Source organism: Limosilactobacillus sp. WILCCON 0051, from assembly GCF_039955095.1.
Classification (GTDB): Bacteria; Bacillota; Bacilli; order Lactobacillales; family Lactobacillaceae; genus Limosilactobacillus; species Limosilactobacillus allomucosae.
The window spans coordinates 1,392,674-1,416,658 of sequence record NZ_CP154878.1; the positions used below are offsets into that span (position 1 = coordinate 1,392,674).

Sequence of the window (23,985 nt, forward strand, 5' to 3'; positions counted from 1 at the left end):
GATAATCGTTTATCTAAATTTTTCGATCATGATTGAATTGTGAATGATTTTTGCTTATTTTGGGAATTTTTAGCTTTTTCCTATGCTTGGCCGACAAACATATTTATAATCACATTTAAGACTTCAATGAATTTTTTCAAAGGGATATTCATTTTACTAAGGGGCTTTTTATGAAGATCAAATCAAAAAAATGGGCTGGGATTGGAATTGGCATCGCGGTACTGTGTTTTGCATTGGCAATCGGTCTGGGAATCTACCTGCACTCAACCAGTCAATCTGCCAAGCCACAGCGCGAAACTCATTCATCCAAAATCACGGTTAATCAATTCATCAAAACGATTGCACCAATTGCCCAAAAAGAACAAAAAAAGTACCACATTCCCGCCAGTATCATCATTGCTCAGGCTGGTACCGAATCAAACTGGGGTCGTAGCAAGCTGGCTTATAAATACAACAACCTTTTTGGCATCAAGGCCACTTCTAAAAAGAATCGCGTTCGCATGTATACCAAGGAAAACATCAATGGTAAGACGGTCGAAGTCAAACAGTACTTTGCCGTATATGATAGTTGGGAGGCTTCACTAAAGGCCCACGCCGAGCTGCTTGCCCATGGTACCAAGGCCAAGCCAAACGTATTTAAAGACGTGCTAAAAGCCAAGAACTACCAGGAAGCTGCCTGGGCGCTGCAAAAAGATGGCTACGCAACGGATCCTAATTACGCCAACGAACTGATTTATGCGATTAAAAAATTCAAGCTTTATAAATATGATCAATAATGATTTCGCATCATTCAAAAATGGCATGTGGGACTACAATCTGGTATTGGCAAACGTCGATACCAGATTTTTATTTACTAAAAAAGGCGCTTAGTCAGATCATCTCGACCACTCGAACTTTAACGCACTGATTTCTATTTCAAAGATATTCGGTCTTCTCTGATTGCAGTGCTTGTGAAGAAAAATTGGCTTTAATCGGCTATCGGTCTTGGATTTACCTACTATTGCTTAATTTTCACCCTCAAGTAGGTAGTTGTATATTCGTCGGACTTAACTTTACCTACTTTGAGCTGCGTTTTTCCAAATAGTAGGTAAAAATGTATATTTCTGGACTGATTGGGTCAGACCGACTTTGTGAATTACCTACTATTTAGCGTTTTTCATCAAATTGTAGGTAATGTTAGGGATCTGAAGTGCAAGAGAAAATCCGGACAAACTTTTAAAATTAAGCGGCCAACTGTTGATTGCGATATTCAACTGGACTCAGACCGTCTGTTTTTAAAGAGATACGAATATTGTTGAAGAACATAATATAGCCGTTTACCAGGCGCTTGAATTCCTCGATGTCACGAACAAGGGGACGGCCATTGAGCAGTTCAGTCTTTAGAAGATGGAAGAAGCTTTCTACTGGCGCGTTATCGAGGCAGTTAGCCTTCCGCGACATGCTTTGGGTAAAGTGATGATCGGCTAGTTTTTGGGTATAGTAAGGCAGCTGGTAATGCCACCCTTGGTCAGAATGAATGATCGGCCGGGCATTATCAGGCAGGTTTTGCAATAATTCATCAAGCGTATCAGTGATTAGTTTACGATTTGGATGGTCGCTGATCTGACAGGCCAGTACTTCTTTGGTGCCCTCATCAACCATTACTGAAATATAAACTTTTTGTTGATTAGCCAGTTGGGTCTGCGTGATATCGGTGTGAATGACTTTATAAGGCTGGGTTTCATCAAACTTTTGCTTAAGCAGGTTCTTGGCGGTTTTTCCAACGGTTCCGCGATATGAGGAATACTTGCCGTTGCGATTCTGATTATAGATTGCGACTTGAACCTTCAACTGAGCCATTAGTTTACGGATGGTTTCGCCAGCTAAATGAGCGTTACGCTGATCCAGTTTCTTCTGAATGCGCCGATAGCCAGCGGTATAGCGATCGCGGACAACGTAGCTTTGGGCGATTTCCATTATTAGTTTTTTGACGTTGACGTATTTATCATATGGATTTTTCATACGTTCGCATTCATCGTAATAAGATGAGCGCTTCAGATCGATTCGTGCTAACAGATCGCCAATCTTATAACGCCGCTCTTTGGGAAGTGTTTTTTGATATGCTCTGATCTCGGTCACTATTTTCGTTTTGGCTTTGACGCTGAGGCCTTGACCAGAGCTTGGACTTTTTTTGCGATGTCACGATCCATTCTGGCGTAGTAGAGCTCCTTCTTGGTTTTATCAAGTTCGGCTCTTAAGCGGGCGATTTCAGCCGCCATTTCATGCTTATTACGATCTTCCTTCGTCAGTTGTTGTGTTTCTTTTTGCTTATGCTCCATGGTTTTCGCTGCCTTCTCTTTCTGAGATGCCAAGGCTTCGTTGCCGTATCTTTGAGCCGTGTTTTTCCAGGAGCTGACCTGAGTAGGACGTACATCAAATCTTGCGGCAACTTGTTCCAAGGTTTCCTCATGAGTTTGATAGTAGTCTACCACATCTTCTTTGAACTTCTGACTGAATTTTCGTTTGTTGGGTTGGGTAATGATCTTTCCTCGAAGCCGATAGTTGCGGATCCACTCGCCAACCCGACGAGGATCAATGTCATATTGCCTGCTTAATTCGCTAATACTGATATCATTTTTGCGTTCAAGGTATTCATGAACGATTTTGCTTTTTAACTCTGGACTGTATATATTCATAAAATATCACCTGCAATTACTAAACTCTTTGTCCGGTAATTGTAGTCCACTTCAATCCCTAACTCGATATACACTGACTTTTACCTACTATGCAGTCGATTTTCGAAAAAAGTAGGTAATGAGATTTTGTCGGCTGTCATTATGCAGAAATTTTTGCATAATTGTTGCTGATGAGGTTGCTTATGACGCTAATTAGTCCTGGATTATTGCGAGGACGTTTGGCGCGGTGAGCAAATATCGCTGGTGGATGATGCACTTCAATCGTCAGCCGCATCAATGAAAGTTTTCGACTGTTATCAGACATTACTGGCAGCCGAAAATTCCTCCTCAGTTGCCATCACTCAAATTGCCTTGATCATTACTGGTGGCTAAGATCTTTTACTGCCCATCGAATCATTATCGACATCGCCAGATCAGCTATAATAAAAGCCCCGCAACCACTTTGGCTGTGAGGCTTCACTTTACAGATTCAATTCAAATGCCCAGCGTAATGGATCATTGGGCTCATCTAAAATATTGATGTGACCGCGTCTGATAAAGCCATTGCTAGTCGCGACGTGCTGCATTGGCTGGTTCAGATCATGCGTATCAACACGGAAGTTATGGATTCCCTGCTCATTTAAAATTGAAATCAGGCTGCTCATAAAATATTTGGCTAAATGCTGTCCCCGGTAATCCTGGCTTAATGCCAAGCGATGAATGGTTGCGTATGGCTCGGTATTATTTTGCCAAGCACCATCAATCTCTTGATAGTTTGGATCATCACCAATAATTGCCGCCGCATAACCCGCAACCTGGCCATTGACTTTCAGCACCCAAGCTGATTGATTGGCTAAGTCTTGAGCAACTGTATCGGTATTCGGATATCCCGCCTGCCACTGCGGACTGCCGGAAGCCTTTAAGAACGCCTTGGCTTGATCAAAAATTGCCCCGATTGCTGGAATATCAGCTTGCATGGCGCGAGTAACATAAATAAGACCCATCATTTTTCCTCTTTTCAAATACATCTAAACTTTTAGATAAGCTTAGCACGAATAATTAGATTAAGGACGACCATTTTCTTTCAACTTTTCATGCTCCATTGCCTCAACCGACTTGAGCAGAGCAAAGCGTCGCCGTAAAGTCGAAATACTGATTCCAGTACGCATTGAAAGTTCACGGTAGGTCAGTCCTTTTTGATAGAGCTGATATGCCTGCCGAATTTTTTCGTCCGAGTAAATTTTTGGTCGGCCTTCACGATATTTCGGATTATGACGTCGAGCATATGACTTGCCTTCTTGAGTTCTGATAACGATCATGTCGCGCTCAAACTGGGCAAATGCCGAAAACACGGTAAAAATCAGGCGACCAACTGGCGTATCGTCAATCGTGCCCATATTCAAAATATTGATCTTTACCTGATTTTCAAACAATTGCTGAATCACTTGCAGAGCTTCACCCGTATTACGCGCAAATCGATCCAGCTTAGTGACGATAATTACGTCATTTGGCTGAACGATTGCCAACAAGCGAGCAAATTCTGGTCGTTTGGTAGTCGTTCCCGTATATTTTTCCTGGAATATTTCGTCAACTCCAACCTGTTTCAACAGTTGCAGCTGTGTCGATAAACTCTGGCTTTCCGTGCTTACTCGCGCATATCCGTACTTCATGTTCTAAACACCACACCAAGACAATTTAAGTATCAAAAGCATGCGTGTGGGATCTCCTTTCTTTAAACAGTTATTACCTTTTCTGGTATCTTGCCTTTTCAAAACTTTTGATTGCAACAAAACCGTTCTATTGTAGCAAATGATTTCTTTTTATAAACACTTTTTCCATAAAATGAACGGTTATTTTTAACGAATGATCATTTTAGAACGATATTACATTATATAGATACATTTATAAATCATTAGTATATTTTTGATAAAAAAGACAAAAAGGCCCAACCTTTGAAAAATCAAAGGATGAGTCTTTTTTATCGTTGATGAATCTGTTCTTATTTCTTCATCTAGTTTTCGTGACGCTTCTTCTTAGAGCCAAAGCCCAGGCCAAGACCGGCTGCAAACATTGCTCCTGCTAAGCCCAGTGCGCCCTTTTCGTTGTTGGCGTTACCAGTCTGTGGCAGCTGTTGAGCACCAGCGTTGTTTTGGGTTTGACCTGACTGACCGTTTTGAGCAGCTTGACCAGTCGTTGAACCACCATTAGAAGCATTGCCGCCTTGGTCTGCTGCCTTGCCGGAATCAAGCTTCTTGTAGGTGATGTTGATCGTCGTGTCTTGGTCATTTGGCGTGACCGTAATTTCTGGAACTGATGCAGATGGCACGTATCCAGGAATGTTTGGTACGTCAACGCTTTCCAAAACGACATTCTTTGACCATGGCCCATACGTTACTTCACCGGTAACCTCATCAACCGTAGCACTCCGCGTAAATTCAGCCTTCTGCGTGATCGTTTGCGTCTTGCCATCTGGCGTCGTGATGTTGATCGTCCGCGTAATCGTCTTGTTCAGATCATCCTTGGCAACGCCGCTTGGGTAATTCTTACCAGGGTTGTCTGGCAATACATCAGCTGGCGTCTTTGGATTGTCTGGCGTAACGATTGTCGTAGCATGCGTGAAGTAGTACTTGAAGTATTGATGAACTTCAGAATTCTTATCGTAGGTCGTACCAGCGACAAAGACATTATTGTTAGCATTGTCCTTGTCAAAGACGTAACCCTGCTTTTCGAGTTCCTTGACGACTTCATTTGGATCCTTGGTAAAGCTGATCGTTTCATCAGTCTTGCCAGTTGCGAATTCACGCGTGTTGCTGATTTCCTTGCCCGTTGTTTCATCATAGAAGATGGCTTGAGCTTCTTGAGGATCCCCAACATAAACGACCGTCTTGACAATGTCTTTTGAATCTGGCGTAACGGTGAATTCGTTAATTTGCTGATGGTTTGGCGTGTAGCCTTCAACCACTGGACTAGTTACAGCTGCAAACGTCTTGCTGTCAGCCTGCTTGCCGTCAAGCGTCCATGGATCGTAGGAAACAACCTTGCCGGTAACGTTATCGGTCGTGTAGCCACGCTTGAAGGTTACTGCTGCCGTGTAGTCTGGCTGAACAGTCTGGTTGTTTTCGTCAACGTAGTGAATCGTTTCCGTAACCGTCTTTTGATCCGCATTTTCGTCGGTTGCGCTCGTGTGCGTCGTGCCATGCTTGAAGTGAACTTCATAGGTTGGCGTGCCGACACCAAACTTAGTACCTGGCTTGAAGCCGTCCGATACCAGAACGTAGCCGTCGCCTTCGAACTTCTTGATGCCTTCAGCCGTGCTGTAAGGAATCGTTTCATCCGTGTAGCCGTGCAGATCGTCTTGACGCAGCGTCTTGCCGGTCGTGTCATCAATGTATTGAACGTGAACCTTTTGCGCGTCCGCCGTGTAGACAACCGTGAGCGTTGGACCCTGTTCGGCATCGCTGTTGGAACTGCGCTTTACTACCGTTTCGCTTGGCGTGTAGCCGGCAATCGTTGGTGAAGTCAGAGCCTTGTAGCTTTGGCTGGCTTCGTTCCACTTGCCCCAGGCTACAATGCCAGTAACGTCGTCCAGGACACCGTTCCGCGTAAACGTTACCTGAGCCGTCTGATCTTCAGCCGCCGTGGTGCCATCTGCGTACTTGTAGTGAACCGTTTCCGTCAGCGTCTTCGTACCCTTCGTACCGTCAGCCGAGGAGTGGTTTGGATCAACGTTTTCACGATGGTGCTTGAAGACTACCGTGTAGTTTTGATCGTTGGCATCATCGTTGTCGAACTTCTCACCAGCCGGGAAGTTGTCCTTGAACAGTTCATAGCCTTGATCTTCGTACTTCTTGATCGTGGCAGCCGTGCTGTAAGGAATCGTTTCATCCGTGTAGCCGTCCAAGTCATCCTGACGCAGCAGCTGGTCGGTTTCGCCATCAATGTATTGAACGTGAACCTTTTGCGCGTCCGCCGTGTAGATGACCGTGAGCGTTGGACCCTGTTCGGCATCGCTGTTGGAACTGCGCTTTACTACCGTTTCGCTTGGCGTGTAACCGGCAATCGTTGGCGAAGTCAAGGCCTTGTAGCTTTGGCTGGCTTCGTTCCACTTGCCCCAAGCGACGATGCCAGTAACGTCGTCCAGGACACCGTTCCGCGTAAACGTTACTTGAGCCGTCTGATCTTCAGCCGCCGTGGTGCCATTAGCGTACTTGTAGTGAACCGTTTCCGTCAGCGTCTTCGTACCCTTCGTACCGTCAGCCGAGGAGTGGTTTGGATCAACGTTTTCACGATGGTGCTTGAAGACTACCGTGTAGTTTTGATCGTTGGCATCATCGTTGTCGAACTTCTCACCAGCCGGGAAGTTGTCCTTGAACAGTTCATAGCCTTGATCTTCGTACTTCTTGATCGTGGCAGCCGTGCTGTAAGGAATCGTTTCATTAGTGTGACCATCAACTGTGTCCGGTTCCTGCAAGTCTTTACCAGTCTCGCCATCAATGTACTCGATTACGGCACGTTGGGCATCGGCACTGTACTTAACGACATAGGTAACATCACTGTCGCCGGCATGGTAGGTAACGGCTGGAATCTCGCTGGTATCAGCAGTATAGCCCTTAAGATCTGGACTGGTTACGGCACTGGTTTGTTGACCGGCAACCGTTGACCAGTCTGGCCAGGTTACTTTCCTAGTAACGAGATCCTTGTCACCTGTACGCTTGAACGTCAAGGTTTGAACATTGTCTGCTAATCCCGTTGCCGTACCATCAGCGTATTCGTACTTGATTGTCTGCGTAACCGTCGTTTGACCATTTTGTGAATCTTGGTCTGGCGTTACTGCTGCATGGCCGTGCTTCAGGTAGTACTTGAAGTATTGGTGAACTTCAGAATTCTTGTCGTAGGCCGTTCCAGCGACAAAGACATTGTTGTTGGCGTTGTCCTTGTCAAAGACATAGCCCTTAGCTTCCAGTTCCTTGACGACTTCATTTGGATCCTTGGCAAAGCTGATCGTTTCATCAGTCTTGCCAGTTGCAATTTCACGCGTGTTGTCAATTTCCTTACCCGCCGTCTCATCATAGAAGATAGCTTGGGCTTCTTGGGCATTTCCAACATAAACCACCGTCTTGACGACATCTTTTGAATCTGGCGTAACAGTGATTTCATCAATCTGCGAATGGTTTGGCGTGTAGCCTTCAATTGCAGGACTCTTTACAACACCGAACTTCTTGCTGGATACCGTCCATGGATCGTAGGAAACAACCTTACCAGTGACGTTATCGGTCGTGTAGCCACGCTTAAAGTCAACTGCTGACGTGTAATCTGGCTTAGCGGTTTGATTGTTTTCGTAAACATAGTGAATTGTTTCCGTAACAATCTTTTGTTCAGCATTCTTATCAGTTGCATCGGTGTGCGTCGTGCCATGCTCCAAGTAGATCGTAAACTCTTGCGGCTTAGCGTCATCATTGTCATACACTGCATTAGCTGGGAAACTCAGCTTAGTTTTTTCTTCATCCAGAACGTAACCCTGATTTTTCAGTTCAGCCAGCGTCTGGTCTGCTTTCGTTCGATCAACCTTTTCACCAGTCTTGCCAGTCAGATGAATCGTTTGGTTATCCAACAGCTTGCGGCCTGTCTCATCATAGAAGTTGATGGCGGCTTCTTGAGAATCAGCCGTGTAGTTAACCGTCTTTACGATGTTTTCAGAATCTGGCGTTACCGTTGTGGCATCTACTTGGGCCACGTCAGCCGTGTAGCCAGCAATTGCCGGACTCTTAACAGCATCAAACGTCTTGTTATCAGCCTGCTTACCATCAACCGTCCAAGGATCATAGGAAACAATCTTATGCGTAACGTTGTCAGTCGTGTAGCCGCGTTTGAAGGTTACTGAATCAGTATGATCTTCAGCTGCCGTGCTGCCAGCTTTGATACCATCTTTGTAAACATAATGAATCGTTTCCGTAACCGTCTTTTGATTGGCTTTTTCATCAGTTGCGCTTGTGTGCGTCGTGCCATGCTCCAAGTAGATCGTAAACTCTTGTGGCTTAGCATCATCATTGTCGTATGCCACATCGGCTGGGAATCCCAGTTTAGTGTTATCTTCATCCAGAACGTAGCCTTGCTTTTCAAGTTCAGCCAGCGTCTTGTCCGCTTGCGTCCGATCAACCTTTTCACCAGTCTTGCCAGTCAGATGAACCGTTTGCTTATCCAGCAACTTGTGGTCTGTCTCGTCATAGAAGTTGATGGCAGCTTCTTGAGCATCAGCCTGGTACGTAACGTTAACCGTTTCATTAACCGGCTTGTCGTCCTTAAATGCTGGCGTCTTTTGAACAACCTTAGTACCTGCTGCACCGTCAATCAGCGTCGTGTAGCCTTTTTGAGGTGTTGGCGTATATTCTTCCCAAGCTGAGGCACCATCTGCTTGCCATTGACCGTAAGTAATATGCCCGTTAACCAGGTCTTTCGTGGCAGTCCGCTTGTAGTTGACTTCCTGCTTTACAGAATTAGTCTTGCCATCTGGCGTTGTAACGTTGATGGTCCGGGTTGCCGTCGTCTTAGCCTCTTTATCAGTATCAGAAACATCCTGGGTGTCATGCTTCAAGTAGATCGTAAACTCTTGTGGTACAGCATCATCATTGTCATATGCTACATCGGTTGGGAAGCCCAGCTTAGTGTTTTCCTTATCCAGAACGTAACCCTGCTTTTCAAGTTCAGTCAACGTCTTGTCCGCTTGCGTCCGATCAACCTTTTCACCAGTCTTGCCAGTCAGATGAATCGTTTGGTCATCCAGTTGCTTTTGGTCTGTCTCGTCATAGAAGTTGATGGCAGCTTCTTGCGTGTCAGCTACATAAACAACATTAATGTCCTTACTCAGGTCGCTGACGTAATCTGCAGGGTTAAACGTGTAGTTCGTAACCGTCTTGCCATTGATCGTTGGCGTAAAGCCGGGCACTTTTAGAATTGTGACGTTGCCCGCCTTGGTTGAGTCGTTTTCATCGTTTGGATACTGCGTGGTCGTCTTGTCCTCAGCTGGAAAGGCCTTGGAATCAGAATCAATAATCAGATTGCCAAGTTTTTCATAGACATACTGAATGTTGATCGTTTGCGGAATGTAGATGCTGTGAATAGTAACTGATTTATAGAAATCATAGTCAACTTTCTTTGATTGACCTGGAGCAAGATCAAACTCTTTTACTGTTTGCCAACCACCCAAAAAATAATGGTATTTCACAACAACATGCATCAAGCCAGTCTTGGTATCAGTTTCGGTAAAAGTGGCTTTAAGCCCATCATGCCAATTTTTAGTGTAGGTTGCACCTTGCTTGCCAAATGGCGACATGTAGCCATTGGCATTTGATGGCTCTTTGGCAAAATAGCCCCCGAGTACCTTACCGCCCTGTGTCGTATAGATTTGACCATCCAACCCTTTTTGAACGATTGAGTCGCTGATCGTCTTGTCCTTGCTATCAACATAAGTCGTCGTCTGTGTTTCGACTTGCGGAATCATGAAACTAATGCTGCCATAGTTTCCATTATCCTCGCCTGCATTAGGATCAAAAACGTTGAACTTTGACTTCCAAGTACCATCAGAGGAAACAAACACCCCTGACTGACCATCATTGTAAACTGTGCCAAAGTCTCCCTCGTCATCAGTAGCTACTTCTGTTGATTTATTTTTATCAACTGTGTACTGATCTAAAACATTGTTATTGCGGCCCAACAAGAAGACATAAACCTTGCCATCGCCATTTCGATCAGTTGAAAGAACCAGGTTATACTCACCATCCGAGCTTTGTGCCCACCAGTAGGTATAGTGACTGGCATCTGTGTCCTGATACATCCCGGCTGGATAAGTTGGATCAGTAACCGTAAATCCGGCTGGGGCCTGCTGATTGGCAGCTTGTTGAACGACTTGAGCACTCAAAATATTGGCTGCTTGGCTTTCGTTGGCATTAGCGGCTGACGTTGGCAACTGCGCCGTTTGCGTATCAGCAGCGCTTTGACTGTTGGCTTCACTAGCTGCCTGCGAATCTTTGCTTACAATAGCTGCTGCATCGCTGGCAACTGAGCTGGATGCCGACTGACTGCTGCTTTCACTGGCATTGGCAGATGAAGCTTGATTGTCTGAAGCAGCGCTGGCCGATGCTGGTGAATCAGAAACTGCCATGCTAGAAGCAGACTCGGCGCTTACCGGTGTAGCACTGCTTGTAGACACGGCTGCACTGCTATTAGATGCTGAAGCTGTTTCGCTGGCGGTTGAATTGGCGTCCTGTTGCACAACTTGTTCAGTTTTAGCAGATGCATCTGGTTCAGTGGTTGCAGCTTGTGCCGTTGTGCCGCTGCCTAAATAAAAACCAGCCGCAACCGCTACTGAAACGACTCCAACGCTCAGTTTACGCAGTGCGAACCGTTGAAAATGCTCATTAGATTTGCTTTCCCTTACATAATTATTATTTTTCCCAACCATATTGCTAAAACACTCCCTTAAATTTTGCATTATGGAAAATTTCGACATTATTTCGTCGTATAAAAATCAGTACTCACCGTTGTAATTGTTTCCCAACTAAATACAGCGAATTTCCCCTACACAATTCCCCCTTGCTTTCCCGAAGACCTTGTTGCCATCAAACCGTCTTTTGGCTTAATTCTTTTATGAAAATTTCTTAAATAGCCGAGCTGCATTTTTAAGTGCTTACGCTATTTGCAAAATAAAAAAGAATCAAAACTTAGGAGTTATGAGTTATTAAAGAATGCAAAAATTTTTTTAAGGGATTGGCATATATGTTAAGGAAATCATTGACTTATTGTTCAACAAACATTAAAGTTAAAAGTATAAAAGCAGTATCGTACGTAGGCTTGAGATTTATTGATATCGTTTTGCCAAAGATTTCATTTAATTTCAGCTTTATGTGCATACATGCCTAGAAAATGGGGTTCGTAACTCCTAAGTTATGAGTCACCCCACCTCAACGCATCAACGCAGTTTAAGCCGCTAAATCCCCATTTTTGTGGTGACATAGCAAAGATGCCGTTGCCCGACATAAATTACCAAGTTTGACTTTTGTCATTTACTCGTTCGCGGCGACGAGGCTTGGTTCCCTTGAAATCCCAGGTGAAACGAGACATTTTTGCCCCGTCTCGCCTTTTTTATTTTTCGTAAAGTTTTAAAAGCGGTAAAAGGTTAAACTATATGCATTTAAAATTTGTAAAAAAGCATTTCGCTATGAACACTAAATTGTGCATATAGTAATTAATCTGTTTTATTGAAAACGAAAACATGCCGAATAGCAGCTGCTACTCGACATGTAAACGCTTTAAATTTAGTGAAAAACAAAACGGAACATTCCAGTTTTCTGGATGCTCCGTTTTTTCGTAATTAATTATGACGACGTTTCTTCAGACCAAACATTGCCATTATTGTACTTAGACTAGTTAAGCCCAGTCCCATGGCTGCTTTTGTTTGGTTATTATCGTTACCGGTTTGTGGCAGGGTTGACTCTTTTTCAGAATCAGCAGCTGCTGACCGTTCAGCTGTCACTGAATTACTTACTGTTGCCTGTTGCTTAGAATTGCCTGGCATAGTAGAAATCGACTGATCGCGAGGCGTTGACGTTGCCAAATGTTTTGAATCGTTTGGCACAATCGAATCATTTGGTTGATCAGGCGCCGTCGGTATTGTCGGTTGTTTTGAATTATCAGACTGATTTGGCGTTCTCGACTGCCCCGAATTATTTGGTACAGCAGGATTCTTAGGCTGCGCCGGAATAACTGGCATGACCGGTTTTTGACGTTTTTTTACATACATTACGGGTGTGTCTTCACCAGGACCTTTTGGCGTAATTGAATCGCCTGGCTGCTTATCTTTTGGTTTCCAGCCATCAATGCTTGGCACGGTTGGATTCAAAATCTTGGTTGGATCATTTGGATTGGTCTTGTACGTTGGCGTGTCTGCACCTGGAATTGACTTGCCATTCGAATCCACTGGAATCAGCTTACCATTTGGCGCGTAGGTCACCGTCTCTTTCACGTTTGGCTTGTCGACCGTTGCCGTCAGACCACCAGCTGTCTTTTTATCAGCGTGGTAGCCATTAATGACTGATGTGTCTTCCGTACCAAAAGTCTTTGTACCAACCCAGCCGGTAGTTTTGATTACTTTATTAGTTACCTGGTCAATCGTATCCGTCTTACTGAAAGCATGCTTTTCAGTTTGAACCTTGTCAGCAGGAGTGTCGCTGCCCGCACCCGTGTAGTGGATGGTTTGGGTAGCGTCCTTGTAGCTTACCTTTTCTTTAGTTGCATGCTTTAAATGAACGACGAAATCATTGCCTTCCTTGGCATAGGTCTGCGTTCCATCAGTGAAGTTACTAGAAACCAGTTCGTAGCCATGGTCTTCGTAGTCTTTAATCTTGTCTTTAGTAGTGTAGCTGATCTTAGAACCAACTGTACCCTTTGCAAGATTTTCACTGCTTAGTTCCTTGCCAGTTGTGTCGTCAATGTACTTGATTGTGCCAGAAACGACTTGAATATATGATACCTTCGTGTCTTCACTCGGATCTTTTGGCGTAATTGAATCGCCTGGCTGATTATCTTTTGGCTGCCAGTTATCAATGCTTGGCACGGTTGGATTCAAAATCTTGGTTGGATCATTTGGATTGGTCTTGTAGGTTGGCGTGTTCGCACCTGGAATTGGCGTACCATTTGGATCCACTGGAATCAGCTTGCCATTTGGCGCGTAGGTCACCGTCTCTTTTACGTTTGGATTGTCGACCGTTGCCGTCAGACCACCAGCAACTTTCTTGTCAGCATGGTAGCCATTAATAACTGGCGTATTCACCGTGTTAAACGTCTTAGTACTCCATGGCGTTATCGTAAGAATCTTACCAGTAACCTTATCAAGCGTAATAGTCCGCGTGAAGGCATCCTTTTGCCGCACAATATTGTCAGCTGGCGTCTTGTCGCCGGCACCAATGTAATGAATCGTTTGGCTGGCATCCTTGGCCAGATTCTTATGATCGACTTCCGTTGGGTAAACTGGGCTATTCGGATCGTTAGGATTGATTGATTGGCCCGGTGTTACCGGATTAGGGTCGTTAGGCGTGATGGTTTGCGTCTTGTGCTTTAAGTGAACCACGAAGTCATTACCAGTCTTTTTGTAGACCTGACTGCCATCAGTAAAGTCGCTGGATACCAGTTCGTAGCCTTGATCTTCGTAGTCTTTAATCTTGTCTTTAGTAGAGTAGTTGATCTTGGAACCAACTTTACCCTTTTCAAGATTTTCACTGCTTAGTTCCTTGCCAGTTGTGTCGTCAATGTACTTGATCTTGCCGGAAACCGGGTTGTTGCTGTAGGTTACCTTAACTGTCTTGTTGCCTTGATCTGGCGTAACGACCAGTGATGAAACGTTTGCAATATCAACCTTGTCATAGCCTACTGAGCTTGGATCGGCTGACTTAACAGCTTCTAAAGTCTTATTAATTGGCATCCAGGCACGATTTGCACTTTCGGTGTCAACCTTGCCATCATTGTTGGTGTCGTAGCCCAGGATCTTGCCGGTTACCTTGTCAACGATCGCAGTCCGCGTAAATTCAGCAGTTTGAACGTACGAGCTGGTACCGTCTGGAGCACCGTTAACCTTATTGCCGTCTTCATCGACATAGTTAATTATCCGCTTTACCGTAGCAGTCAAGTCATTCTTGGCAACGCCATCTGGATATTTGGCATCGCCTTTAGGATTGATTGGCTGGCCTGGCGTAGCTGGATCATCTGGCGTAACTGACTTCGTGGCATGCTTTAGATGAACTTCGAAATTGTTGCCTTCCTTGGCATAGGTTTGTTTTCCATCAGTAAAGTCGCTGGATACCAATTCGTAGCCATGGTCTTCGTAGTCTTTAATCTTGTCTTTAGTAGTGTAGTCGATTTTAGAACCAACTGCACCCTTTTTAAGATTTTCACTGCTTAGTTTCTTGCCCGTCGTGTCGTCAATGTACTTGATCGTGCCAGAGACAACTTGAATATATGGTACTGGCATGTCCTGGGTTGGGTCTTTTGGCGTAATTGAATCGCCTGGCTGATTGTCTTTTGGTTTCCAGCCATCAATGCTTGGCACGGTTGGATTCAAGACTTTGGTTGGATCGGTTGGATCATTCTTGTAGGTCGGCGTGTCCGCACCTGGAATTGGCGTACCGTTTTCATCTACCGGAATCAGCTTACCAACCTTTTTATAAATAAATGTAGCCGTTTGGTCGCTATTACCAAACTTGCCGCTGGTGTTGTCCTGATTTACTAAAACATAGCCAGGGATTACCTTGGCATCCTTAGTTACGTCAAAGCCATCGCCATTTTTGTACGAGCTGCCCTTAGGAACACTTGGTGACAGTTCATTACCAGATTCATCTACAAATTTCTCTGTTAGGCTGTACCGATTCTGGATGTACACAACTTCATACGCGCGGTTAAGTGATGAATCATTAGGTAATACCTTTTCTCCACCAACGCTGGCCTTATCTGCCGTGTAGCCCTCAACTGCTGGCGTTTTAATCGTGCCGTACGTTTTGTCATTTGCATCCCAAGCTGTACCGGTAGCTTTGCCATTGCCGTCATAGTTTACGGTCCCAGTAAATTTAACCGTTGCTTGATCGGCACTCAAACCTTCCATGAGGCTGTCTGTAGTAGTTGTGGCTTGGTAAGTCTTGTGGCCTTGATCGTCATAATCGGTCTCTTCAATCCGCCATTGCCACTTGCCATCTTGGTATACCGGCGTCTTAGTGATTTCTTTGACCAGCTTAGTCTTTTCTTGATCGTTATAAAACTTATAAGTGACGCTTTCTGTACCTTGTTGACGAACCTCGCTCTTTTGATAGTAGTAATTAATAACGTTCAAGCAGTCTTGATATGTATTATCGTGTTTTTTGTCTTTTTCGTTATCTTTTAAGTTATTACCAGTCTGCTTAACTAATTTCCAAGTTGTACCATCCTGGTCAGTAATCTCTTGTGGTGCCGAGTAATCAAAAGCATCCTGTTTGCCATCTTGGTCTTGATCAGTATTTTGAAGACCATATGACTTGCCAATAAAGTTATGGGCAGTTTTGGTGTCTTTTAGCTTAATCGTAGTTGGATTACCATTTTCATCAAGCTCATAGTAATTGACGGTTAAAGTCTTCAAATAAGCTACCGTATCCAAAACGGCTGGCGCAACCTTGCTGCCTTCAGCCATTTCACCTTTGACGGAATGACCTGCCGTTGCTATCGAAAGATCAAATCCTTCTTTTGGGACATCTAATTCAAGCAGAGCAACTACCTCATTGGCATTATTAAATTTAGCCTCATGATCACTGATGTCATTATACGTCCGCGTGATAGCTAAATAACCATCATTAGTTTTTTGATAGGCCAAGGTCGAAGAATTATCAACCAGGACTCTATGAACTGCATTCTCACTAATCTCAATCGCTTCATTATTGTCAAGATCGGTAAAACCTTCATGGATCTTCAATGCAGTTGCCACGATATCACCATTCTTAATCGCTTCAGCAACTGTTTCTTTCAAAGTGCCATCTTGATTAACGAAATTATCAATATTAACTTCTTTGAAAAATTGAAGATGTGTATTGGCGAAATTGCCTCGTTTAGCTACCTGCCAGCCAGAACCAACATTAAACAAAGGATTGCCGCCGCCATCAAGCAGACCTTTTATCCCAAATGCCAGCAAGGCCTGCTCATTTGCATAGTTAACCGATTCCAGCGTCCATTTGACATCGTAGTGCTCAATCGCGCCCGTTATTTGGTTGTATTTTTGGACGGCATTGCGCGCGTAGAAATATGTATTCGGGCCAAAATCACTAACTTTAATCAGATGAGCATGACCTTTTGAATTATGTCCAGGATACGATGAATTAAGCTGCTTTTGGTTCCCTAAAGAGTCATCATCCTGCAAAGTGCTGATGTCAACTTCTTTACCATTGACATACAGATGCAGATCTTGGTTATGCATTAGATTAGGCGTATCACTATATTCTTGATCGTAGTCAGTTAATTTAGTTGGATCAACAAACTTACCACCGCTTAAATCAGTACCACCTTGCGCAAAATCAACCGAATGAGTCTTATCATAATTCTTGAGTGAAGCACCCTTAGTATCAGGCCAGTACGCTCCTGACTCATCGCTAATTGGATTACTGTCGCTGTTGCCAGTCACCGCTGATTGACTACGCGTAAAAGTCGTCTGAACTCCATTAACGTCATGATCAGTCTGTTCTTCACTTGCCGCAGCCGTTGCCGGAGCCGCTGAAGTTGCAGCCGCCTGCGAGTCAGTAGTTGCTGACGTATCTTGGCTGCTCTTCAAAACATATGTATTGCCCGAAGCAGCTGATTCCCCAGTGCTGCTGACACCATTTTCTGCAGAGTCGGCAGGTACGGACTGGGTGTCGGCATAGACAGAGCCTTGTGCGATAATCGCCGTTCCCAGCAAAACTGAAGCAACCCCAATGCTTAGTTTGCGCAGCCCCCAATGCTGGCGCTGATTAAAGCATTTTTTAATCAACTGCTGATAATTATTTTTCGAAACCAATTAAAAACACTATCCTTTAAATCAAAAATTCTCCATGATCAGCTGCCTCTGTAATCCCAGTACACAAATCATCATTATAGAAACAGTTAATCAATTAAATATTATCACTGTTTACTTTCTTCAACAATTGTAGTGTTAATGTTTACATTTATATTTAGTAAATATATCATCAATTTATGAAAACGTTTTTCTTTTTGTAATAATTATTTTTATATTCTTTTCATAATTAACATAACATGTTCAATTTTAATTAAAAAATATCCTTTAAGCAGATTAAAATAATTTAATCGCTGATATGATCATTTGCGTTCAAAAATTTACCGAAAAACATTTTAACCATTCACTCGATAATTAGTTTTACATTATAAAAGCCTGAGCCGTTTCATTGCTGCGACTCAGGCTTTTTTATAAAATCTTATTTGCTAGTCAAATCTTTGCCCCATAATCACTAAATCCCGTTTTTGACCATCCAGTTCCGCAACGGCCGGCAAAAAGCCCCACTGTTCAAAACCGAACTTTCTGAATAGACCCAGACTTGGCTGATTATGCCCAAAAATATAAGCGGCCAGCGCAGTCACGTTTAAACTGGGCAGCTGGGCAATCACAAACTGGATGGCCTGCGACCCCAAGCCTTGATGCCGCACGTTCTGATCAATATAGATACTGACCTCAGCCGTGTGTTCATAGGCTGGCCGCCCATAAAACGGCTCCAGTCCTACCCATCCCCAAATCTCATCGGCATCGTTTCTGATAACCCATAACGGATGGGTTGGCGTAAAACTGTGAAACCATGCCTCGCGATCTGAAGTCATCAATGGTTCTAGATCCGCCGTGGCCAATCGTGAAGGAATAATCTGATTATAGATTTCAACAATCCGGCGCAGATCCTCATGCCTGGCCTTTTCAAAACGAATACTCAATTTGCTGCTCACCTCATTATTGTTTTTGCCAAATTATAGAAAAGCTTTCTTTTTTTAGCAAATTCGTCTCTGATCAGCCACTGGAAAGGTTTTCAAATTAAAGTTCGGTTAGAAGTGGCATTTCGACGTTGTTTTTTCAAGTTCAGCATGTTAATGTAGCAATACACCGAATTTTAACAATCTTAAATTTATTATTGTTCGTGTTTAATTATATAAGGGAGAGAGAAAACTATGACTAAGACAAGGAATCGTTATGGCGTCGCCTTCGCTGGTGTCGTTTTGCACTTAATGATCGGCGGCGTCTATGCCTGGAGCGTTTTTACCAAGCCAATCGCGCAACAGACGGGTTGGCGGGAAGCATCAGTCTCATTTGCGTTTAGCCTGGCCATCTTTTGTTTAGGAATGTCAGCTGCCTTTATGGGCCGGCTGGTAGAAAAGTTTGGCCCAACCGTTACTGGTACCATCTCGGCAATCTTTTACGGCTCCGGCATCATGCTGACCGGGGTTGCCATCCACACGCACCAACTTTGGCTGCTGTATCTGGCATATGGCGTCATTGGCGGACTGGGCTTGGGATCTGGCTACGTAACGCCGGTCTCTACGATTATCCGCTGGTTCCCTGACAAGCGTGGTTTGGCAACGGGTCTTGCGATCATGGGCTTTGGTTTTGCTGCACTGTTGACGGGTCCAATTGCTCAACAGCTGATGTCTAATGTTGGCCTTTCTGCAACTTTCTACGTCTTAGGCGCCTTCTACCTGGTTGTAATGCTGATTGCCGCTCAATTCATCAAAAAGCCGCGGCCAAATGAACTGCCAATGGCTATCGCGCAAAAAGCATCCCGCGTCAGCCTGACGAATGGTCAACAGCTGACGGCCAACGAAGCTGTTAAAACCCGAACTTTTGCTTTTCTGTGGCTGATGTTCTTCATCAACATTACGACGGGGATCGGTCTGGTCTCGGCTGCTTCGCCAATGGCCCAAGAAATGACTAAAATGAGCGCGGCTACGGCAGCCGTAATGGTTGGTATCTTAGGTCTGTTCAACGGTTTCGGCCGCTTGATCTGGGCTACGCTTTCTGACTGGATTGGCCGTCCACTGACCTACAGCCTGATTTTTATCGTTGACATTATTATGCTGATTATTCTGATTTTCTGCCAGGTACCCGCAATCTTCGCCATTGCTCTTTGCCTGCTGCTTTCCTGCTACGGTGCCGGTTTCTCCGTTATTCCAGCCTACCTGGGCGATGTTTTTGGCACCAAGGAACTAGGCGCAATTCATGGCTACGTGCTGACGGCTTGGGCAGTTGCCGGCATGGTCGGTCCCGTACTGCTTTCCGTTACGCACCAAGTTCTGCACAACTACTACGTTACTTTGCTGGCCTTTATCGTGATTGACGTGATCGCCATGCTGATCTCGCTTTGGATTCAACGTGATTTTGTTACTCCGAAAGAAGCCGCTGACGTAAAGTAATCCATTTTTTGTTAAAAACGACAAAATAATTTTTTTACCTTGCTAAATATACAGCTGTCTTCTGATTATACTTGGTTTTTTTAGACTGTTACCCTGCATAATTCTTTAAAAATTCTAATTTTATTGTTTACATTTGTCACTAATAACCGGTATGCTATTTGCAACGATTTTCGAAAGGAGGATTTCAACGCCATGATTAAGTCTGATTCAATGATGTGTTGTCAATGCATGTGCTGTACTGTAGTGTGCCGCGCACTATTTGGCATGCCATCACTGAATCAATCTGGACTTAGGTAATCGGACGTTGATCCCCAACAAAGCGCTTGCCATACCCAGGTAGGCGACCGGGCCGTGATTCCTTTGATGGAGTCACGGCCTTTTTTGTTGGTTTACTGCTATTATTCAATTTTAAAGGGGTTTTACAAATGAAATTTACGAAGATCAAACTGCTGATTGCCGCACTTGCCTTAGGTGGAACCGTTGCAGCTGCTCCCGTTGCTCATGCCGAGACTTTGACGGTTGGTACCACGGCACAGACCTACCCGACTTCCTACAAAAAAGGCGACAAATTAACCGGTTTTGACGTTGCCGTTGCCAAAGCCGTAGCCAAGGAAATGGGCGACAAAGTGAAGTTCAAGGTTGTTGGCGACATTCCAAGTCTGTTTGGCGAGCTGGACAAGGGAAGCATTGATACGATTGCCAACTCCGTAACGGTCCTGCCTGAACGTGAAAAGAAGTACAGCTTCTCGCCAGTCTACTCCTACTATGCGGCTCAGATCGCGGTCAAAAAAGATTCCAAGTACAAAACGATCAAGGACCTGGAAGGCAAGACGGTTTCCGCGACGGTTGGCTCTTCTAACATTGACCTGCTGCAAAAGTATGATTCCAAGATCAAGATCAAGAAATACGATGATCGCAATGCCGTCTTCACGGATGCCAATAATGGTACGGTTGCCGGGGTCTTAAATCAGCGGCAGTTCCTGCAAGAAACCATCAAGAAGCAAAATCTGGATCTGCGGATTCTTAAAGGCGTGGCTGGCTGGAACAAGTCGGCATTCCCATTTGCCAAAAACAGCCAAGCTCAAGCCAAGCAGAAGAAGTTTGACAAGGCCCTGCTGAAATTGAAGAAGGATGGCACGCTTTCAAAGCTGTCCAAGAAGTACTACAACGGTGAGGACGTAACCAAAAAGTCCATCAGCAACGACTAATTACCAGTCAACGGAGGAACGAATATGGATTTTCCCTATATGCTCAAGGTCTTTCCTGAAATCGGCAAATACGTCCCGGTAACGCTGCTAATGGCAGTTGCGGCGATGATGCTTGCCATCATTGTCGCTGCTGTTCTAAGCGTTGGTCAGCATCATAAATCCAGTCGCTGGCTGGTTGATTTATACGTCTTGATCTTTCGGGGGTTTCCGACTTTGGTGATCTTTTTTGTCGGCTATTATGGATTGCCGCAGCTTTTGCACAGTCGCTCTCTGGTACCGGCCTCAATCGCCGCAACGGTCTGCCTGGCATTAAAAGAAGGCGCTTATCTGGTTGAGATTTTCCGGTCTGGCATTGCCTCAGTTGCCAAAAGTCAATTGGAAACCGGCCTGGCGTTGGGAATGTCCAAATCATTGGTCTACCGTAAGATCATCATCCCGCAGGCCATTCGCATCATCATTCCGCCCGCTGGCAACACCTTTGTCGGCCTATTGAAGGAAACCTCACTGGCATTTTCAATCGGGGTGACGGAAATTTTTGGTGCCGGCAAGCTTTTAGCAACGGAAAACTTTGAATACTTTGATGTTTACCTGGTCGTGGGAATCTGGTACGTAATCATGATCTACGCCTACACGCTGCTGCAGAAATTATTGGAAAAACGCTTGGCACGTCGCTTTGGAGAGGAGACAGCTTAACTTGAGTACCAACCAGTATTTACCAATTGCCATAAAAACTGCCAATTGGCTTGATGAACATATCATCAAAACCGACCACGGTATCACCTGGGATATCAGCCAGTCGTTTCAGGGACCTTGGCGCTATTATGATGAAGCCTCCATGTATGCTGGGGCCAGTGGGATCGTGAAGTTTTACCTGGAGCTGGCCCAGATCAGCGGCAATCAGCGCTATCTAGACACAGCTGTCGCGGCTGGTCATGAACTAGCCGCACGAATTTTAAAACGCAATCCGCATCTGGACAAAGCCTTTAGCCGCTATGCCTTTACCACCGGACTCAGCGGTGTGGCGCAAGCATTGGACTGGATCAATCAAGAACATCATGAGGCCGTTTTTGACCACGCCATCATCAAAATCTTAAACGGTATCGTCAATGATCAAAAGCAGGATGGATCATGGAGCGGCCAGATTGGCATCGTGGCTGACGGTGGCACGGCGCTTTTGTTGGGACGGCTGGGTTCAAGGTATCTGATCGATGGTTTGCAGGATGCTTTGATCAAATTTGGCGACTATGTTCTAGCCCACAAGCGAATTGACGAGCACGGACAGTCATTTTATGTCGGCTTGGATCTTAAATTCGTGGGCGGTCCCATCGGCAAGTTCAATACCGGTTTTCCACTGGGACCAGCCGGCGTGGCGTTTACGCTGCTTAAATTAGCTGAGCTGACAGGAGAAAATCGTTTTATCGATGGCACCAAGGGTATTCGCGAATTTTATGAATACTATAATGATGGTAAGGGACTGCTTTTACCGCACTATCATCCCGATACTGAGCATATCTGCTACGTCGGCTACTGCGGTGGACCCGTGGGCACGGCGCGCTACTTTTATGAACTGGCCAAACAGACCGACGATGCTCATGCCGTGGCTGATTTTGAGGCAGCCATCGCGGGACTTGATCGCGTACAGGCACCCAAAAAACGTTCAGCCGGCTATTGGGAAACCGACAACTACTGCTGTGGCACGGCCGGAATTCTGCAGCTGTTTACCGGCGCCTATCTGGTAACGAATAATCAAGACTATCTTAAACGTGCTCAGCAGACTGCCACGATTTTAGTTGAACGGGCAACTCAAAATGACCGGTTTGCCTATTGGAAGCAGGCTTTTGAACGCAAGAACCCGCAAAACGTTACCGCGGCCTTGGGCTTTTATGATGGTGCGGCCGGTATTGCATCATATCTGCTGCAGCTGGGCGAGGTGGAAAATGGTCAGCTGTCGACGCACCGTTTCATTGATGACCCCTACCCTGCCGTTTGGCAACAAAATCGGTAAAACAACCGGCTCAAACAGGCGTTGAACCATGCTGGGCCGGTTTTGAATTAACCTTTAATTTTATAGATTGGAATGATTTGATGTTTAAACGTACGATCCGGCTCAGTCCCGGTATTTATGTCAATGAACCCGGCGCACTGAAAAAGCTGCCTGAACTGATCAAGGCCTTCATGCTGGAAAAGCTAGTCATCTTAACTGATCAAACCGTTTTAAAAGTCATCCCCCAGTACCTGCCGGCTGATTTTCTGACCCGGTACCCAGTCGAAATCTTTAACGGCAGCTGCGAGTTTGCCGAAATCGATCGCCTTACCAAACAGCTGAAAGCCTACGACGGGATCATCGCTTTTGGAGGCGGTCAGCTGATGGACACGGCAAAAGTCGTCAGTGACCGCCTCAACAATGTCTTGATCAACGTCCAGACCGTTCCTTCTAATTGTGCGGCCTTCACCACTAAAAGCATCGTCTATTCGCCAACTCACGAGATGATTGCCAGCGTGCGCGAAAAAAAGCCCGTTGATGCCGTTATCCTGGAACCTGAGCTGTTGAAAAACGCGCCGCTTGAATATCTGCGTTCAGGCATCGGCGACACGCTGGCCAAATACTATGAGATTCGCCGGCGCCTGACTGACGATCAAATGCATTCGCTATCGCTGTCCTTAGCGCGGGATCTGATTGAGCGGTGCCGTCAGGAAATGCTGAAAGTGGATGATCCACGGTCGCTTAACGGTCTTGACCTGCAGAACTTTATCGATACCATCTTTTTAGCGGCGTCATTGGTTGATGGCTTGGCTGACCTGGATGGACGCAGCGTGGCAGCTCATACCTTCTATAATGCCTATGTCAAGGTCATTGGCCCGCAACGCTTTACGCATGGCGAAATCGTTGCTTTAGGCAATCTGTTTCAAGTAACGCTGGAAGACGATCCCGCGTTGATCAAAGAAATCCGCGCCTACTATCCCAAGGTTGGCCTGCCGCTTTCTTTGGCCGCACTTGGCATTACCCAGGCTGAGCAGCTGGACTCATTGGCTGAATACATGGCCAAGCCGGATAATATCAGAATGCAGTCGATTTTTCCCGGCATAACCGCGACCACGATTCGCAAGACGCTAGCCAAACTTATCTAAATAATAACCCCCAATCAATTCGCAACAAACCAGCGGATCGGTTGGGG

The 23,985-nt window shown here is 45.2% G+C and carries 13 protein-coding genes; 6 read left to right on the forward strand and 7 right to left on the reverse strand.

The window, feature by feature from the left end:
- Nucleotides 1–170: 170 nt before the first annotated feature.
- Nucleotides 171–776, forward strand: coding sequence for a glucosaminidase domain-containing protein (locus ABC765_RS06495; protein ID WP_347963755.1), 606 nt, complete (start codon nt 171–173; stop codon nt 774–776).
- A 445-nt stretch (nt 777–1,221) separates the two neighbouring features.
- Here ABC765_RS06495 and ABC765_RS06500 read toward each other — a convergent pair whose 3' ends face one another.
- The 7 genes from ABC765_RS06500 to ABC765_RS06530 all read right to left on the reverse strand — a co-directional run bounded on the left by ABC765_RS06500 (nt 1,222) and on the right by ABC765_RS06530 (nt 18,131).
- The gene (locus ABC765_RS06500) at nt 1,222–2,118 is read right to left on the reverse strand and encodes an IS3 family transposase (RefSeq protein WP_347953351.1); all 897 of its coding nucleotides are present in this window, start codon (nt 2,116–2,118) and stop codon (nt 1,222–1,224) included.
- On the reverse strand, nt 2,118–2,675 hold the full coding sequence (locus ABC765_RS06505; RefSeq protein WP_347980000.1) for a transposase: 558 nt from the start codon (nt 2,673–2,675) through the stop codon (nt 2,118–2,120). The genes ABC765_RS06500 and ABC765_RS06505 overlap by 1 nt, the downstream gene beginning before the upstream one ends.
- 461 nt (nt 2,676–3,136) lie before the next feature.
- The gene (locus ABC765_RS06510; protein WP_347980001.1) at nt 3,137–3,658 is read right to left on the reverse strand and encodes a GNAT family N-acetyltransferase; all 522 of its coding nucleotides are present in this window, start codon (nt 3,656–3,658) and stop codon (nt 3,137–3,139) included.
- A 60-nt stretch (nt 3,659–3,718) separates the two neighbouring features.
- Nucleotides 3,719–4,324, reverse strand: a complete 606-nt coding sequence (locus ABC765_RS06515) for a recombinase family protein (protein ID WP_347980002.1) — start codon at nt 4,322–4,324, stop codon at nt 3,719–3,721.
- A 341-nt stretch (nt 4,325–4,665) separates the two neighbouring features.
- Nucleotides 4,666–11,112, reverse strand: coding sequence for a YSIRK-type signal peptide-containing protein (locus ABC765_RS06520; RefSeq protein WP_347980003.1), 6,447 nt, complete (start codon nt 11,110–11,112; stop codon nt 4,666–4,668).
- A 909-nt stretch (nt 11,113–12,021) separates the two neighbouring features.
- Complete coding sequence (locus tag ABC765_RS06525) at nt 12,022–17,211, reverse strand: MucBP domain-containing protein (RefSeq protein WP_347980004.1); 5,190 nt, start codon at nt 17,209–17,211, stop codon at nt 12,022–12,024.
- 422 nt (nt 17,212–17,633) lie between these two features.
- Nucleotides 17,634–18,131 (reverse strand): N-acetyltransferase family protein, encoded by a 498-nt coding sequence (locus ABC765_RS06530; protein WP_347980005.1) that lies wholly within the window; start codon nt 18,129–18,131, stop codon nt 17,634–17,636.
- Nucleotides 18,132–18,362: 231 nt separating this feature from the next.
- On the opposite strand from ABC765_RS06530, the gene ABC765_RS06535 reads away from it, so the two are divergent.
- The 5 genes from ABC765_RS06535 to ABC765_RS06555 all read left to right on the forward strand — a co-directional run bounded on the left by ABC765_RS06535 (nt 18,363) and on the right by ABC765_RS06555 (nt 23,938).
- Nucleotides 18,363–19,601: an OFA family MFS transporter gene (locus ABC765_RS06535; protein WP_347980006.1), complete on the forward strand. Its 1,239-nt coding sequence runs from the start codon at nt 18,363–18,365 to the stop codon at nt 19,599–19,601.
- A gap of 425 nt (nt 19,602–20,026) precedes the next feature.
- Nucleotides 20,027–20,809, forward strand: a complete 783-nt coding sequence (locus ABC765_RS06540) for a transporter substrate-binding domain-containing protein (RefSeq protein ID WP_347980007.1) — start codon at nt 20,027–20,029, stop codon at nt 20,807–20,809.
- Nucleotides 20,810–20,833: 24 nt separating this feature from the next.
- Entirely contained in the window at nt 20,834–21,502 is a 669-nt protein-coding gene (locus ABC765_RS06545; RefSeq protein WP_347953377.1) for an amino acid ABC transporter permease, read from the forward strand.
- A 1-nt stretch (nt 21,503) separates the two neighbouring features.
- Nucleotides 21,504–22,814 (forward strand): lanthionine synthetase LanC family protein, encoded by a 1,311-nt coding sequence (locus ABC765_RS06550; RefSeq protein ID WP_347980008.1) that lies wholly within the window; start codon nt 21,504–21,506, stop codon nt 22,812–22,814.
- 80 nt (nt 22,815–22,894) lie between these two features.
- The gene (locus ABC765_RS06555) at nt 22,895–23,938 is read left to right on the forward strand and encodes an iron-containing alcohol dehydrogenase family protein (RefSeq protein ID WP_347980009.1); all 1,044 of its coding nucleotides are present in this window, start codon (nt 22,895–22,897) and stop codon (nt 23,936–23,938) included.
- The last annotated feature ends 47 nt before the right edge of the window (nt 23,939–23,985 follow it).

Coding starts and splice junctions, on each gene's coding strand:
- ABC765_RS06495 (WP_347963755.1), top strand. CDS start 171: ATGAAGATCAAATCAAAAAAATGGGCTGGGATTGGAATTGGCATCGCG.
- ABC765_RS06505 (WP_347980000.1), bottom strand. CDS start 2,675: ATGAATATATACAGTCCAGAGTTAAAAAGCAAAATCGTTCATGAATAC.
- ABC765_RS06510 (WP_347980001.1), bottom strand. CDS start 3,658: ATGGGTCTTATTTATGTTACTCGCGCCATGCAAGCTGATATTCCAGCA.
- ABC765_RS06515 (WP_347980002.1), bottom strand. CDS start 4,324: ATGAAGTACGGATATGCGCGAGTAAGCACGGAAAGCCAGAGTTTATCG.
- ABC765_RS06520 (WP_347980003.1), bottom strand. CDS start 11,112: ATGGTTGGGAAAAATAATAATTATGTAAGGGAAAGCAAATCTAATGAG.
- ABC765_RS06535 (WP_347980006.1), top strand. CDS start 18,363: ATGACTAAGACAAGGAATCGTTATGGCGTCGCCTTCGCTGGTGTCGTT.
- ABC765_RS06540 (WP_347980007.1), top strand. CDS start 20,027: ATGAAATTTACGAAGATCAAACTGCTGATTGCCGCACTTGCCTTAGGT.
- ABC765_RS06545 (WP_347953377.1), top strand. CDS start 20,834: ATGGATTTTCCCTATATGCTCAAGGTCTTTCCTGAAATCGGCAAATAC.
- ABC765_RS06555 (WP_347980009.1), top strand. CDS start 22,895: ATGTTTAAACGTACGATCCGGCTCAGTCCCGGTATTTATGTCAATGAA.